The organism is Nostoc sp. GT001 (genome assembly GCF_030382115.1).
In the GTDB taxonomy this organism is placed as follows: domain Bacteria; phylum Cyanobacteriota; class Cyanobacteriia; order Cyanobacteriales; family Nostocaceae; genus Nostoc.
Map to the genome: position 1 here is coordinate 1873959 of NZ_JAUDRJ010000003.1, position 16623 is coordinate 1890581.

Sequence of the window (16623 nt, forward strand, 5' to 3'; positions counted from 1 at the left end):
TTGGGATTACCGGGATTGAGTATTAACTGGGGAGCTTGGGCTGAAATTGGTGCAGCCGCCGAGCGTCAGTTCGGTAAGCAACTCCAACATCAGGGAATGGAAATGATGTCGCCATCCCAAGGTTTACAGGCTTTGGAGCAGAGCTTTTCTTGGGAGGTTGCTCAAGTAGGTGTGATGCCACTCAATTGGCTGACATTTATGCAGCAATTCTCACCGGAGACTTGTCCGGCATATTTGGCAGAGTTTTCTCAGGTGGGGATTGCTCAATCGCTATCACCACCGCCGATGGAAATTCAGCAGCAATTGCAAACTCATGACTTTGGCGATCGCTTGCAGATTTTAACCATTTATCTGAAAGAAAAGATTGCCAAAGTGTTGGGTTGTTCTGTGGATCGAGTGGATGCCAATCAAGCACTGAGCAAAGCCGGACTAGATTCTTTGATGGCGATTGAAATCCGCAATCGCATCATCACAGAACTGGGAATTGACCTTTCTTTAGAAAAGTTTGTTGAAGGTTCCAGCATTAACCAACTAGCAGACCTGTTATTGAAACAGCTAGCTTTACAGGGACTCAACGAAAATTCGGCGATGGAAATTACTGAGGATGTGGAAGAAATAATACTATGAACCTAAATGCCCTTTTAGCCGAGCTTTCAGACCGGGGAGTGAAATTATTAGTTGATGGGGAACAACTCCGCATTCAAGCACCTAAAGGAGTTATTACTCCCGATTTACGGAATGCTTTAGCTAACAATAAAGTAGAGCTAATCCGGTTACTACATCAGAACAAAATCGGGGCTGCTTCCATTCCTTTGGTTCCGCTTTCACAAACGCAAAATGTGCTCGGTATCTTTCCAGCAGGAACGCCTGTGGATTTTGGCCCAGTTAGCTGCTGTAGAATCTGCTCATAATATTGCTCAAGCCTTGCGGCTGAATGGCGATTTAGATTTAAACTGCCTGGAAAAAAGTCTGAATGAAATTTTCCGTCGCCACGATGTCTTTGGGACAACATTTGGGGTGTGGGAAGGGAATCCCGTGCAAAATATCGCTGCACCAGAACCTTTTAAATTATCTGTTTTAAATCTTGAGCATTTAGATGCAACCGAACAATTAAAAACTTTCTGGCAAATTGCCGATGAAGCAGCCGAAGCTCCCTTTGATTTGGCGATCGCTCCTTTATGGCGGATTAAACTCATTCGCTTAAATGCACGCGAGCATATTCTTTTGCTCGTCATTCATCACATTATCAGCGATATGATCTCGATGGGTTTATGGATTCGAGAACTGGCGACAGTCTACAGTCATTTCTACAAGGGGCAACCTTCCCCACTGCCAGAACCTTCCATCCAATATCGAGACTTTGCCGTATGGCAACGCCAGTGGCTCAACAATGATGCACTCAAAAGCGAACTAGCTTACTGGAAACAGCAACTAGAGGGGGCATCATTTGAATTAAAATTGCCCATCGACCATCCCCGACCGCCACTCCAGAATTTCCAGGGTCGGCGAAAGTTTTTTAAACTTGATCCTGTTCTGTGGGCTGCAATCAAACAACGAAGTCACGAACAAATGGGAATTACTTCCTTTATGACTTTCGTAGCAGCGTTTAAGGCTTTGATTTACCTGTGTTCTCAGCAGGAAGATATTTTAATTGGCTTTACCGCCTCTGGTCGAGTTCATCCGCAAGTGGAGTCGCTGATTGGTTTTTTTGGCTATCCTTTGTTGCTGCGTACAGATTTGTCTGGCAATCCCACTTTTACCGAAGTACTCAGCCGAGTGCGATCGGTGTTGTTATCTGCATACGCTCACCAAAATGTCCCCTTTGGTAAAGTCGTTGAAGTCATGGGGTCGAGTCGGGTTGCACAAGATACTCCCTTTTTTCAAACATTCCGCACCGGATTAAGCTATGTCAATAGTCAACTGCCCAGCGACTTGACAAATTTACCCAATCTGACGTTTTCATTAATTGACGAGGGAATTTGGGGGCCTACTGATTTAGATTTATATACCTATATTTACGAAGTCGGTGCAGATTTACAAATAGGAATTGCATATAACACCGACATATTTGAAAGTGAAACAATCGACGCTTTTGGTAACGCTTTATTTCAAATTTTAGAACAATGGGTTGAGTCAAAAGATATTCGCCTCAATGAATTGAGTCTACCGACAGACCTTGAGAGAAAAGCAAAATTAGCCAGGAGTCGATACCAAAAGCAAAAGCTGGCGATCGCAGCTACTTTTACCGCCGATTCGGTTGGAGATTCTCTAAATTTCTGGACGCAGCAACTCAATTTACCCTCAGAAATTACCTTTGCTCCCTATAACCAGGTTTTCCAACAACTGCTGACTCCTGATAGTCTGTTATCGCAAAATGAAACGGGAGTCAATATTCTTCTAGTACGGTTAGAAGATTGGGTTAGGTCTGAGGATTCACAAGAGTTATCTAGTAAGGAACAAAAGAATTCCATTGAGCGCAATACTAAAGATTTAGTTATAGCATTACGTCAATCCTGTGAACGGACTCAAATTCCCCATTTCCTTTGTTTATTGCCAAGTAATTCAATAATTGCTGATGCAGAAATGGCAATTTTTTTGGAACAAATAGAAGCAAATTTATTAACAGAACTTGCCGATATTATTGGACTGCATATTATTAATTATCATGAGTTAGCAACAAGCTACCCAGTAACTAACTTCTATGATGCTTATAGCGATGAAATCGGACATATTCCATTTACGCCAGCATTTTTCACCGCGTTAGGAACAATGTTGGCGAGAAAAATTCACTGCCTACAGAGAACGCCTTATAAAGTAATTGTCTTGGACTGCGATCAAACCTTATGGCAAGGTGTTTGTGGCGAGGATGGAGTTGAGGGCATTGTCATAGATTCATCCTATCAAGCATTGCAAGAATTTATGATTCAGCAGTGCGATCGCGGGATGTTGCTATGTTTGTGCAGCAAAAATAATCAAGTAGATGTCTTTGCTGTATTAGATCAACGTTCCGATATGCGGCTAAAGCGTCACCATCTAGCAGCTTGGCAAATTAATTGGCAGACTAAATCAGAAAACTTAAAATTGCTGTCTCAAGAATTAGGGCTGAGTTTAGATAGCTTCATCTTTATTGATGACAACCCCATCGAATGCGCTGAAGTCCGGCATCACTGTCCAGAAGTTTTAACCCTGCAATTGCCCACAAATACCACTGAAATTCCCCAATTCCTGGCTCATATCTGGGCATTCGATCGTCTCAAGATCACTGTAGAGGATCGACAGCGAACGATTGTTTACCAGCAAAATCGCCAACGTCAGCAAGCAGCTAGCGAATCTCTTTCGTTGCGAGATTTCCTCAATAGCCTCAATCTGCAAGTGGATATTATGGAAATGCAGCCCTCCCAGGTAGATCGTGTTGCTCAACTAACGCAGCGAACAAATCAATTTAATACCACCACCTTACGCAGAACGTCGGCTGAAATCAAAACCTTTTGCCTGTTAGATACTCATACTTGCTATGTTGTGGATGTAAAAGACCGCTTTGGTAATTATGGTTTGGTGGGAATGATGATGGTACAGGCCACAGCGTCAGCCCTGGTGGTAGATACCCTATTACTCAGTTGTCGAGTGTTGGGCAGAGGAGTTGAATATCAAATGCTCAATTTCCTGGGTAAAATTGCCCTAGCACGCGGACTGAAGCAGATCGATATTATTTACAAGCCCAGTTCTAAAAATCAGCCTGTTGGGGATTTTCTAGAACAGTTGATAGCAATTAACAAGGAACGTTTAGCAGAAAGCTATTGTTATAAGTTATCAGCAGATGATTGTCGGGCGATCGCTATTGCTTCCGAACGATTAGACAAAGAAGCAAAACATTCGGCATCTGAAGGGAATTTAACCCAAAGCGATCGGGCAATACCCCAAAAATCCGCCAATTACACCGCCTTATACCAAAAAATTGCTTCAGATTGGCATACACCAGATCGGATTCTTCAATACATTGAGGAGTCTCAAGTTCAAAACCAACAGCAGCATCAGACATTTGTTGCACCCCGCACTGAAACCGAGAAACACTTAGCTGACCTGTGGCAAAACTTACTTCATAGATCCCCAATCGGCATCTACGATAACTTCTTCGATTTGGGAGGCAATTCTTTGTTGGCAGTGCAACTGCTGTCTCGGTTGCGAGAAAACTTCCATGTAACCATACCCATTCATCAATTATTGGAAGTTCCAACAATTGCGAGAGTGGCTCAAGTAATTGAAGCGATCGCTCAGACAGGAGTGGCTGCCAATTTAGCGATCGATCTGGCAGCAGAAGCTATCTTAGATCCGGCAATTCGTCCAAAGACAGCATTCAAGTTTATCGTCCAACCCCAGGCGATTTTCTTAACTGGAGCAATCGGTTTTCTTGGCGCGTATTTAGTAGACGAACTCCTGCAACAGACCACAGCTAATATTTATTGCTTAGTGCGAGCGCAGGATGTAGAACAGGGCATCCAACGTATCCAAAGGAATTTGCAAGCATACGGACTTTGGCAAGAAGAATTTCGCTCTCGCATCATTCCAGTCATTGGTGATTTGGCTTTGCCCAACTTAGGTTTGAACGAGTCACAATTCCATCAACTTAGCCATGAAATTGATGTCATCTATCACAATGGTGCTGTCGTCAATTTTCTTTATCCCTACAGCAAACTCAAAGCAGGCAATGTGCTGGGAACTCAGGCGATTTTGAGGCTAGCAACTCAAACAAAAGTCAAACCCGTGCATTTTGTTTCGACACTGGGCATCTTTTCTGCTCCTGCTTATGCAAATGCTAACTACATTCAAGAATCCGATGGATTGGCAGAATTTGAAGGGTTGCAAGGGGGTTATTTACAGAGTAAATGGGTGGCAGAAAAGCTGGTCATGCAAGCACGCGATCGCGGACTTCCTGTATGTATCTACAGACCTGGTGCAATTTCCGGGCACAGCCAAACGGGAATTGCCAATGTGGATGACTTCTTTTGCAGCCTGACTAAAGGCTGTATCGAACTAGGTATGGTGCCGGATCTAGAATTTCCGCTCGATTTGACCCCAGTCGATTATGGTAGCAGAGCGATCGTCCACCTCTCTCAAAACCCTGACTCCTTCGGCAAGGCATTTCACCTTGTTTCTCCCGATTGTCTGTCTTGGGGTAATTGGTGTGAGTTAGTTCGGTCTTTAGGCTATTCGCTAGAGCAAGTTTCTTACCATGAGTGGTATGCTAAATTGCTACACAATGCGAAACACAATATTCCAAATGCTTTACATACCTTCCTGCCATTGTTAGACGAACAATTATTAAAGAACGTACAACTACCTGCATTTGATTGCCAAAATACATTAACTGGACTTGCTGACACCAATATTATTTATCCAACAATCAACACCGAATTACTCAATATCTACTTTGCATACTTCAAGAAAAGTGGATTTTTCAGCGGAGTTTAGCTTTCTTTTGCCACCTTATAAGTAGGTGGTTGCAATTAAATATAAGATAAACAGAGGACTTTCAGATTCAAGGTGTAACTGAATGCCTGTTGGAAAGCAATTGTGGGCTGGGCGACACGATAGCCCATAGTCAAAGGCGGGCAAGATGCCCACCCCACAACATTGGATAATTTTTTTCTTGGAAGTCCCTTATATCATGTCCGCTTGATTGCTTATTAAACCCGAAGAACCCCACCCCGCCAAAGCTGTGCTTTGTCTCCCCTCCCGAAGAGCGGGGAGGGGGTTGGGGGTGGGGTTATTTTATTATGGGTAATTTGACGGACATAATATTACGCCCCAATACAGTTCAGTTAAGCATTGTTTTCCTCTCTCTGTTCCCTCTGTGCCTCTGCGGTTCGTTAAAAAAATTGACTTTGATAAAGAGTTTTAGCCTTAACTGAACCGTATTGCCTTACGCCCACCTACTTAAATCTTACTAAAAATCGCTTTTATCTCAGAACTTGTAGTAGTAAAACAGATATAAAATAGCCCATCTTCTATTGGTTTTTCTAAAACTTTAGCATAAATATCAACGCTTAATTCTTTTGTATATTTTGGTGATAAAACTAATTTAATATTACTGAATAAAGAAGGGATGACATCTTTTTCTATATCATTGGGACGTACCTCGGCTCCCTTCGTGGAAAGTTTAACTAAACTGCCTTGAAAAAGGTTTTTTTCAATGTGCTTTTCATCTAAGATTGTATATTCTATTGGTATTGCTTCAGCTAAGGGTAGTAATCTTTCTTCTTCTTGAGTTAGAAAGAGATTGTATTCTCCAATAATCCCCCTAACTTCATAAATATTTATCGGTAGTTTAATTCCTTTTACTTGTACTTGCTTTTGTCCACAGATTTTAACAATTGACTCTACTTCTCTAAATGTCGATTCTGAAATAACAATCTGTCCTCCAATTGTATAGGATTCAATACGATAGGTAAGATTCACCTGGCTACCGACTACACCATATTTGGTTCGGATATAAGAACCAATATTTCCAACAACAACTTCGCCTGTGTTGACAGCTATTCCCATTTCTAATGGCGGCAGATTCCACTGCTGCATCTTTTCATTTATACTCGTCATTGCTAACTGCATAGCAATGGCACAAGCAATAGCCCTTGTAGTGTCGTCTTCTTTGGCAGTAGGCGCACCAAACAACACTAAAATACCATCACCTGTAAACTCATCAATGGTTCCTTGATACTGGGTAATAATATCTGCCATTGATGATAAATAAAAGTTGAGAACTTGAACAACCTTTTCCGGGGGTAATTGTTCAGAAATACTGGTAAATCCTCTTAAATCGGAGACGAGTATGGTGATTTTGCACCGTTCGCCCCCAAGCTGTAAACCTTTGGGGCTTTCTAATAAGGTAGTGACTACTTCTTTGCTTAAGTAACGCCCAAATGTATAACGAATTTCTCCAGCAGTACGGGCGATGTGGACTGTAATAGCGATCGCAGATCCCAACAAAGCTAATAATGGTGGTACTACAGGTATCCACCAACTGGCGATAAAGGCTGTATATGTACTAGCAAATAGCACACCTGCTGCCAAAATTGGGCTAGCTATTTTCTGGAGGGATAAAAACTTTACCCCACCTGCATATCGCCATTGCCAAGTTAGACTTGCACCCACAAAAGACCAGAGAAAAATCCATCCTATTTCCACTGGCTGCGACCAACTCTTAATTAGTGGGCGATCTGCTGTAGCTGCACTGATAATTTGACTCGCAATATTCGCATGAATTTCTACCCCAGGCATAGGTTCTGGGGAAGTCAACAAACCACTACTATAGGGAGTGAAGAATAAATCCTCAAAACTTTCGCTGACGTTACCAATTAAGATAATGCGATCGCGTCCCCATTCTGGTGGTACCTTGTCTTCTAAAATATCTGTCATCGTGACTGTAGAAAAGCGTCTGGCTGGCCCCCTGTAATTAATTAAAATTTGGTAGCCACGGTCATCAGATCGCACATAGCCACCATCATTAGCGGCAAAGGGGATAAATCTTGTCTTTCCTAACTGCCAATTTTTTGTCTGTCCAAAAGTTTGGGGTGCAATACCTTCGGCATCAAGATAAAGTAAAGCTAAATATAATGCAAAACTATAAATAGTCTCCCCATTTTTATCTGTTAAGTAGAGCAAACCCCGTCTTACCTTTTTATCTGGATCTAAAACCAAATCATTTGCACCTACTTGCCCTTTATCTTTGAGTGCTGGTGGCGGGTCAATTGGTTCGCGTTGGTTATCCCCTACCACTCTTTGAATCCCGACTAAATTGGGGGTAGATGTAAATACTTTGGTTAATTCTTGATGTCCTGGTTCTACAGGTAAATCGCGGTAGATATCTAAACCAATAGCTCGTGGTTTCCTGGCTTTTAATTTTTGCAATAATTGAGCATACAGACCATCTGGAACGATTGGCTGACGAATTTTTTTCATGTCTGCAAGATTTACTCCCACAATGACAATCCGGTTATCTGGTGCTTCTTGGGGTCGCAGACGCATATATCCATCGAAAGCCTCCAACTCCCAAGGCTGCATTAAACCAGCAAAGCGTAATAAGATGACCACACTAGCCACACTAGGAGTAGTAATCAAAACACCGCGCCATTGCCACAGCAGCTTTTTCAACATCATCTTTTTTACACCAAAATTAATTTTTCAGGTTAGCAAAGTAGCCGTTTTAACCTTGCTAACATCAAAATGTACTGAGGTTAGCGATCGCTCGTGCAGCAGTCAAGGAAAGGTTCTTTGGCGATCGCCCCTAGACCGACTGATTGTAAAAGTTCTTCCCATTCAGTTGGCTTCTCGCGGCGCAATTGAGCAACGGTATTCAGTGCTTCCTGCCAAATTTGAGACTCTGCATAAATTTTTGCCTGTTCTAGAAGTCCTGCCCCAGCTAGCTGATTTTTCAGCGAGGAACTTACTTCAGTACGCTGGAGTAATCCCTTGACAGATTCATCCTGAGCGCGGTCTTGAAAATCGCAAATCATCGTGAAGTACCATCGATAATACTTACCAATTTGGAGAGGAACATTTGCTGGTAAGTCCAGTTTAATGATGCCAGGAGTACTAGGTAGTTTAAAAGTTGTCAGATAAACTTGATTTCCGGCTTCATCTGTCAAAGCCAATTCTCCAGATTGGGCAGTATTTTGAGGAATGTACCAATACAGTGTTGGATTGGCTGCAACCGTTTTCCCAAAATTATTTTTTGACGGCATCAAAGGCGTTATCGGTATTCCTCTCTCATCGATACAAGAAGAGCCACGCGTTCCTCCACCCAATGTTTGAGAGGGCGCTCCTCGGTCATCTACAGGTGGGAATTTGAGACTGACTTTCCACTCCAAGTTGGATAGCGATCGCCGTGATGGCAAGCTAGCAAAAGTGACAATGGTGGGAGAAAGTGCGCTAACAAGGATCGCTAAAAACAGAAAAGATTTTGGTAAATTCATGATCCGCGTAAGGACTTCTATTGAACGTAAATCTTTGAAGCAGTAAATTATACCAATTCAAAATTCAAAATTCAAAATTAAGAAAGTGAGAATTATAGCAACGGACAGGGAGCTTAGGACAGCAATAAAATCACAAAGTACGCTGTTGAAGACGCGTTTCCCGCAAACTGTCCTAACGGCTTTGGCGACTGCTATAGCATAGGTTTTATGGTTTGCATCTGTATCATATTTTTTGTGAATTGGTATCAGTCTTTTCAGAAGTATCTGAAAAATGCACTCCCTTAGGGACTTCCAATTAAAAAATATCTCGTTGCTGTGTAGGCAGAGTGCAGGCTACGGTGTACACACAAGTTATCCGAACCCCCTAAATCCCCCTTTTTAAGGGGGACTNNNAGAAAATTCCCCCCCTTTTTAAGGGGGGTTAGGAGGGGGGATCAAAACGCTACTAGACAACTTTATAAGACTTGTATGTACACGGTAGGTGCAGGGGGGAGACAGAAAAATACGATTCCAGTAAATTGGATCGTTCGATTGTTTATTTTCTGGAAGTCCCTTACCAGGGATTGCCGACGATCGTGAAACCGCTCCAATAGTAGGGATGAGCAAATTCTTTGTCTCCTATTTGTCCTAACTCTGGCGGTAAAGGAAAACTCTTACTCGCTGTTACCAACCGACCCTTCTCTAGTCGCACCTGACCCTTGAGCATTGCTACCTGTGCTTGCCGCAGAGCCTCGGCTTTAATCGGAGTTTCTTTCAATTTCTCGTAGAAACTTGTCATTAGTCCCATTGTGCTTTCATCGTTGACAGACCATAGACTGCCCATCGCTGATTTCACTCCTGCTAACACCGCCAAGCCTGCAAATCCCAACTCCGCTTCTGGGTTCCCTAATGCTGTACGACAGGCACTCAAAACCAATAGTTCCACTGGTGGCTGACTTAACTTCAACTGCCGCAATTGGCTAATTAGTAATTTGCTATACCAAAACTCAATATAGGATTTATTGATATTACCAGGCTGAAAGTTGGCATGGGTAGAGAAATGGACAATACCAAACGTCTGTAAAGCGCGGGCTTGTTTGAGCTTTTCCACGGTGAAGTTTTCGTTGAGGAAAGATTTGCCAGTCCACAATTGACTGACGATTAAAGACAACTCTAGTGACGCTGCTGGTAAGGGTTTTTGATCGGGGAAGCGATCGGCTCCCATTGCTAAGACTTGCTGATTTCTCACATCCGCATAGCGAGTATCAGTAAGTGATAGGCTGGGCATGAGACCAACGCTGTATCTTTCCACAATAAACCCTTGCCCGTCATGCAGGGCGGCGATGGGTAGGGAGCGTAAACCCGTGTCCATCAAAAAGCTAAGATTCGTGATTTTTTGAGCTTGTAAATCCTTCTCTAAAGGTTCAAGCAGCCACTTATAAAGCTTTTGAGCCAAAGGTAGGTAAGGGGGAGAGCGTTGAATGTTAGTGATAGCTGCTTGGAATTCTTGAGCGTTTTTGAGGACTTGCTCTCGTGTCGCTCCCTTAATCTGCCGCCTGATTGGTGTTCCAGAAGCAGTGACCATCACTAGTTCGAGCTGGTAGTTATCTTGAGCTTGTTGCGTAGTGGGTTGTACTTGCTGTCGGCGCTGCTCCAAACTTTGAGAATGGAACTCCCAAATAGGTTGCGGTTGCTTGGCAGTCTCGTCTTGTTGAGATTTGGAGTCTTGCTCGGTTTGGGGTTGAAACAAGACATAAATCAGGGCAGGTTTAATGCCAGTGGCTTGTTCAATTCGGCGCAATATAGCCTGGGCTTCTTTTAGGGTTTTGATGCGGACATTGCTGATACCCAAATGATTCTCAAAGGTCTTGGTGAAGACTTCCTCCAGTTCTGGCATGTTAGTGTCAGTTGCTTGTGTGGAGGCGAAGGTTGCTTCTGGTTGTTTGGTAAGAGCAAATGGATTGGTGAGATCGACGGGATTAAAATTAATAAGTGGAGGAGGGATAATAGAGATTTTCCCGCCAACGATCGCACCAGCTGTACCATTTACCGAGGCATTACCAATCTGAAACGGATTTAAGCTGCCTCCTCCATGCCGGATCGTGATGTCTCCCCCACCGTTACCGCCAAAGCTGGAAATGCTAGCCAGACTGCTGTTGCTGTCGGTGAAGGTGTCTGTGACTCGGAAAAATTGTCTAGCGGTGATATCTATGTCACCACCTCTACCGTTTTTCCCACCTTGGGCGTTAATCTGGGTAGCTTGAATGTCACGGCTGGAGTCAAGTGTGACATTGCCACCTTTGCCGAAACTACTGCCAGAATCAATTGCACCAGTGGTAATATTGGTGGCAGCTTTGGCGATGATGGCACCACCGTTAACTCCTGAACTGTTCAGGTTGCCCGTAGAAATGGCATCGCCGCTTTCGAGAGCGATCGCTCCCCCATTCCCAGTTGTAGAACTAGTGTTGAGAGTTCCCGCACTGGTATTGATATTGCCATTGGTACTGATTATTCTAATCTCTCGACCTCGATTTACCACATCGCCAGTGGTAATGTTTTGGTTGGCTTGTAGGTTAAGGGTGGCATTGTCGAGCTCCAGTGAGTTGAAATCCACTAGTGTTAATGGAACCTAAGCCAAAAGGCGATCGCAAAGTAACCGGATCATTGAAAGTCACATCACCAGCTAGGGTAATTGCACCACTGCTGTTATCTCGCCCGATAAATATTTGAGAAAAGCCATTTTGCCAGGTGTTTAATTTACTGGCATTTAGATTTAAACGGGCATCGTTAATGTTGCCACCCAAGGTAATGTCTAAGCTAGGAGTACGAGGCTGCAACTGAAGGATACCAGTACCTTTGATTTGGGTGGAGCCAAGGAAGTTCATTTCATCAGCAGTGAGGGCGATCGTACCACTACCTGTTCCAGTGGGGTTAATGGAACTGTTCTTAATGCTAATTCCTTCTGTACTGTTACTACTAGCGCCTTCTAAGCTTATATTTCCTGTTCCCGTCGATTCCACCTCTGCGCCGTCTTCAAGGAAAATGCCGAAGTTACGATTTCCCCCTCCATTACCGCCAGTACCCATGAGGCTGATATTTCCATTGGCTGAACGGACTTTGGAATTGCGACCGATATATATTCCCTCACTAATATCAGTCCCGACTCCGGCAATCCCCTCTAGAGTAATTGTCCCCGTTTTAGTCGCGGCGATCGTGCTACTGTTTACTTCAATGCCGTCGTTGTCCCTACCTCCCCTGGCGTTACTAGTACCTTGGAGTGTAATCCTCCCAGTTCCATTAGAGTTGACCAGGCTATTGTTAAGCTGAATCCCGTTGTTGTTGTTTCCATTCCCGTAGCCTATGCCAGTTAAGCTGATATCTCCATTTACGGCCATGATGCTGCTATTATTCAGCAAAATGCCTTTCTGCTCGCTAGCATCAGCATTGTTTCCCTGACCTTTAATCGAAATATTGCCAGTACCAGAATTGAGAGTAGCTCCATTAAGGCTGACTCCAATGGGATTCGCTGCTGTTCCTTGTGCTTAGCTCATTTAAAGGGTTACTACTACCGCCCAGAATTATATTGCCTCCATTAGAATCGATCGCAGCACCGTTTTTGAGGGCGATCGCTCCTCCATTGATACCGTCTCGATCTGCATTGAGGGTGACATCCAACTTCCCCGCGCCACTGGCTGTTAGCTTGGCATTTGAGTTGATAAAAATACTGTTATTAGCTTCTAGCGTTAGATTTGTATTGCCAGTACCCGTTGTGCCGATGTTGGCATTGATGTTGATATTGCGATCGGCAGCTAATTTTAAGTCAGAACCACTGCTCCATGAGATCGGATTGCTGACTGTAATATCTCCTTTACCAGCCAAACCCGATGTTGTCGAAACGGTAACATTACTCAAAGCTAGTTGATTTTGTAGCGTAGTCGAGTTGAGATTAGAAGAGGTTGTGGTGGTGTCAGCAAATATTCCACTACCAAAGGTCATACTGGCGGTATCCATCGCGCTGCTGATGTTAATATCAGTCGGATCTAGCAGGAGCGTGCCGACTTCCCCCCCAGGCGAACGCAAATCAACTAAGCCTTGAAATAAGAGCAATCCTTTGCTAGATACTTCTACTAACCCGCCATTCCCACTGTTAAGCCCCCCGATGGCGTCGATCTTACCAAAGAACTGAGTGTTATTATCTGACCAAACGATCGCCCGACCGCCATCACCGTTTAGCAGTGCGTTAGCATTAATTACCGAATCACTACTAACAAACGTCTGTAAGGCATTGGGCAAGATACCTTGACCTTTGTAATCTCCCCCAATCCGAACGATGCCGCCACCAGTTGTACCAGAGGCATTAATGTTAGCACCAATCAATCCGACGCGATCGCCCAAGACGTTTACTGTACCACCTGTCTGCATAACTCCTGTATTGGAAACATCTAGGGTTCCAGAAGCGATCGTAGTTCCTGCGGCAGTTGGGATAGTTGTACCAGATCGTGTTAACTGCACTGTACCCGCATCTAAATTCGCGATCGCACCAAGATTTAGTCCCTTAGCCCCTTGGGTTAACAGGGTTGGCAAATCCAGAGGGTTAATTGCTAGCTGTTGCTCTGTTGTATTTCTTGGCAGTTCTAGCTCTAAACTCAGCAGGTTTCCCGCTTGAGAGATCCGAATCAGGTTTGTCCCCGGCACTGCTGCAAGAGTGATATTGCCGCCGGGTGCGCTCAATGTCGCCGTATTGATAATACTCCCACCGATTAAAGCCAGATTGTGTTTTTCTAAAACTGACAAACTACCAGCATTGATAATAGTCCCAGGATTGGCGAAATCAAAGGCAAACCCAGAGGGATTGCCATTTAAATTTGAGTAATCATTTTTACCGACTGCATTAAACCAAAGGCGATTGTCAAAGCCAATTGCTGTAGCAGTCGTTACCGTAAAGTCAGCCGGAAGGTTAATTTGGGCATTCGGCCCAAAGATGACTCCAGCTGGATTCATGATGAATAAGTTGGGATTTCCTCCAGTTACCTGAATCAATCCATTGATGGTTGAAGGATCTCCGCCGACAACTCGTGTGAGAATGTTGTGAATATCGGGATTTGAGAGAAAATTGGCAATCTGCTCCTGATTGAGTCCAAATTTCTCCAAGCTGTGAAATAGGTTCGCCCGATCGCCAGAAAGCTGACCCCCTTGGATATCAATGCGATTTCCCTCTTGAGTCACAACTGTCCCTGTCCCATCATTAGCTGGAACGATGGATTGTCCAAGTACGGGTTTGGCAGCAATGCTCCCTAACCAAAAGCATAGGGTAAGCACAATCGGCAATGCAGCATCCTGACTTTTAAACACCAGTTGCTTCTGCTGGCAAAGACGCTGTAAGAAGAAGTGCGCAACTGCCTTGCCAATGTACTGCCTTGCCAACCTATTATTTCCTTTTGACTGTTGATTTTTTCTGTTCACTGCCAATTCCCCAAGCTTAAAGTTGATAATTCACTTGGAAATCAAAGCCATCATCTTGAGCGTTATTGCTATGTGCGATCGCCATAATTCTAGTGGTGCGCTACACAAACTTTGCCTCGTAGCGAGCAGAGGGGAAAGAACACTTGCGAACTATCTTCTTTTTGTTCAAAGTCCAAACAGTAGATATCTCTAAAATAGTATCATTCTGTTATAGAAGAAGATTATATAGCAATCCTATTTGATTCGTGAAAAATTATAAATAAGAAAACGAACCGCAAAGTACGCTTTCGCGCAGCGTCTCGTCAGAGAAGGGCGCAAAGGGAAGAAAGAAGAAAGAGATATATAACTTTCACAAATGATTTAGGACTGCTATAGAGTTTTTTTACACAGAAATATGAGCGGCATACTGAATTATATTGAAGACAATCCTAAAAAACAAAGCCTTTGATTAGTTTGGAGTATGAACAATTACAACAATTAATCTTAAATGCACAGTGATTGTATCATGAAAAACAAGCTTTATTAGAATTGAAAAAAGTGAAAATTATTGTTATGCGAGGAGGTCGTAAATCAAAACTATCTATTAAAGAACAAATCATTTTAAGAGGCTCGACCTTAACCTCTCACGAATACATACTGCGTCGTCTTGTAATCTAAAGATTTACTTGATAAATGGTCTCTAGGCAGAAATATAGAAGACTATTTAACCAATAATAGATTTCTAGCTCGAAAGTGACGATCACGTTTTAGGAACAGTTGATGGGGCGATCGCTCTCAGTCGTTGGTTCAACTATTTAAGCACTCAATTGCCCACATATTAACATTGTATTTGAGTAATTTATAATGCAGATAAATTCTTCCACTTTGAATGTAAATAGAATACTGTCTCCTGACGAACGCGTGTTTGAAATTGCAAATCAGCTTGGGGGCGCATTAACTAACGTTGTCATTAACCGTATTAGAGGACCCCTGAGTGCAGCCATTGTCAGACAGGCAATTGACTTGACCCAACGTCGCCACCCACGTCTAAATTGTCGGATCGTTGGTTCTACCGATTCCCCACGCTTTGAAGAGGGAGGCGTGACGATCCCGTTGCAACTAGTACATAGCGAAGATGATAATCAGTGGCAAAATATTGTTTTGCAAGAACTAAATCAAAAAATTGAAAGCGACAAATATCTCATGCGTGCTGTATTGGTTCAGCCTGTTGGCGAACCAAAGGAATCAACAGTCAGCTTTTTGATTGTCACCTTACATCATGGCGTTGCAGATGGCACATTCTGCATCCGACTGCAAGCAGATATCTTGACGTACTGTCAAAAGATAGCAGCGGGACAATCTGTTGAAACAGTGGCGCGTTTGCCTGTGCTGCCTGCATTGCCAAAGCTTTTCCCTGCCTCAATGCAAGGATACGGTGGTGTGGTAAATACGATTGATTGTCTGTTGCGGCTTGTCAGCCAATATATCGCCCATCGTCCCGAAACTTTAGGTTTTGAGCAGTATCAAACACCGGAATTACGTCGTGCTAACGTGGTTTATCGCCAGCTTGATGAAACTTTCACCCAACGGTTCAATGAAGTTTACAGAAAGGAGAAAGCGAGCGAACAGAGTGCTTTGTGTGCTGCCATGATGCTTGCAGCCGCGAATAAAATAACAGGTGGAAAAAAGCGAGATATCTGTTTGAGTTGTCAGTCATTTGCAGACCTGCGTCGCCGCATCCAACCAGTAATTAGTGATGAGCAGATGGGGTCTTTAGCTTCATCCACTTTGACATTTCACACCTTAAAACCAAGTATGTCCTTTTGGGATTTAGCACGCGATGTGAAACAGCAAATCGCTACGAATATCCAGCGCAACGATCTATTTAGTATGATGCTAGCATCTGGACTGGCAGTGGCAACGAAGGGAATGCTCCTAAATCAAGTACTGGCTACTGTTGGAGTCACTAAGCTTGGTTTAGTTAACATTTCTCATCACTATGGCGTATTTGAACTCGAAGAAATTAATGCTGTAGCTTCAGCATCAGTGTTTCCAGGTGTTTTTGTGGTTGAGGCATTAAGGTTTCAGAAAAATATGTTTTTGAATTTTCTATTTTCTGAGCCTTCACTCAGTCCAGAAACGATCGCGGCACTTGCAGACGATGCTATTGCCTACCTAGTTGATGCTTGTGCAGATTAGAGTTTCTACCAACGTAAATTTGTTTTTTTGGTAG

9 protein-coding genes are annotated in these 16623 nt (G+C 43.4%); 4 read left to right on the forward strand and 5 right to left on the reverse strand.

Annotated features, from left to right (window positions below; translation table 11 throughout):
* Positions 1–15: 15 nt before the first annotated feature.
* The 3 genes from QUD05_RS10815 to QUD05_RS10825 are packed head-to-tail and all read left to right on the forward strand — an operon-like array spanning position 16 to position 5469.
* On the forward strand, positions 16–627 hold the full coding sequence (locus QUD05_RS10815) for an acyl carrier protein (protein ID WP_289796036.1): 612 nt from the start codon (positions 16–18) through the stop codon (positions 625–627).
* Positions 624–911: a TubC N-terminal docking domain-related protein gene (locus tag QUD05_RS10820; protein ID WP_289796037.1), complete on the forward strand. Its 288-nt coding sequence runs from the start codon at positions 624–626 to the stop codon at positions 909–911. The genes QUD05_RS10815 and QUD05_RS10820 overlap by 4 nt, the downstream gene beginning before the upstream one ends.
* On the forward strand, positions 838–5469 hold the full coding sequence (locus QUD05_RS10825; RefSeq protein WP_289796038.1) for a thioester reductase domain-containing protein: 4632 nt from the start codon (positions 838–840) through the stop codon (positions 5467–5469). Before QUD05_RS10820 ends, QUD05_RS10825 begins: the two co-directional genes overlap by 74 nt.
* 465 nt (positions 5470–5934) lie before the next feature.
* Here QUD05_RS10825 and QUD05_RS10830 read toward each other — a convergent pair whose 3' ends face one another.
* From QUD05_RS10830 to QUD05_RS10850, 5 genes are all read right to left on the reverse strand, one after another.
* Positions 5935–8154 (reverse strand): CHASE2 domain-containing protein, encoded by a 2220-nt coding sequence (locus QUD05_RS10830; RefSeq protein ID WP_289796039.1) that lies wholly within the window; start codon positions 8152–8154, stop codon positions 5935–5937.
* Between the two features lie 77 nt (positions 8155–8231).
* A complete protein-coding gene (locus QUD05_RS10835) occupies positions 8232–8969 on the reverse strand; it encodes a DUF928 domain-containing protein (protein WP_289796040.1) in 738 nt (245 codons plus the stop codon).
* Positions 8970–9522: 553 nt separating this feature from the next.
* The gene (locus QUD05_RS10840; RefSeq protein WP_289796041.1) at positions 9523–11562 is read right to left on the reverse strand and encodes a CHAT domain-containing protein; all 2040 of its coding nucleotides are present in this window, start codon (positions 11560–11562) and stop codon (positions 9523–9525) included.
* Entirely contained in the window at positions 11522–12364 is an 843-nt protein-coding gene (locus QUD05_RS10845) for a hypothetical protein (protein WP_289796042.1), read from the reverse strand. The genes QUD05_RS10840 and QUD05_RS10845 overlap by 41 nt, the downstream gene beginning before the upstream one ends.
* An 85-nt stretch (positions 12365–12449) precedes the next feature.
* On the reverse strand, positions 12450–14411 hold the full coding sequence (locus QUD05_RS10850) for a two-partner secretion domain-containing protein (protein WP_289796043.1): 1962 nt from the start codon (positions 14409–14411) through the stop codon (positions 12450–12452).
* A gap of 843 nt (positions 14412–15254) precedes the next feature.
* Here QUD05_RS10850 and QUD05_RS10855 point away from each other — a divergent pair.
* Positions 15255–16589 carry a phthiocerol/phthiodiolone dimycocerosyl transferase family protein gene (locus tag QUD05_RS10855; RefSeq protein WP_289796044.1) on the forward strand — a complete coding sequence of 445 codons (1335 nt, stop codon included), beginning with the start codon at positions 15255–15257 and terminating at the stop codon, positions 16587–16589.
* Positions 16590–16623: the final 34 nt, after the last annotated feature.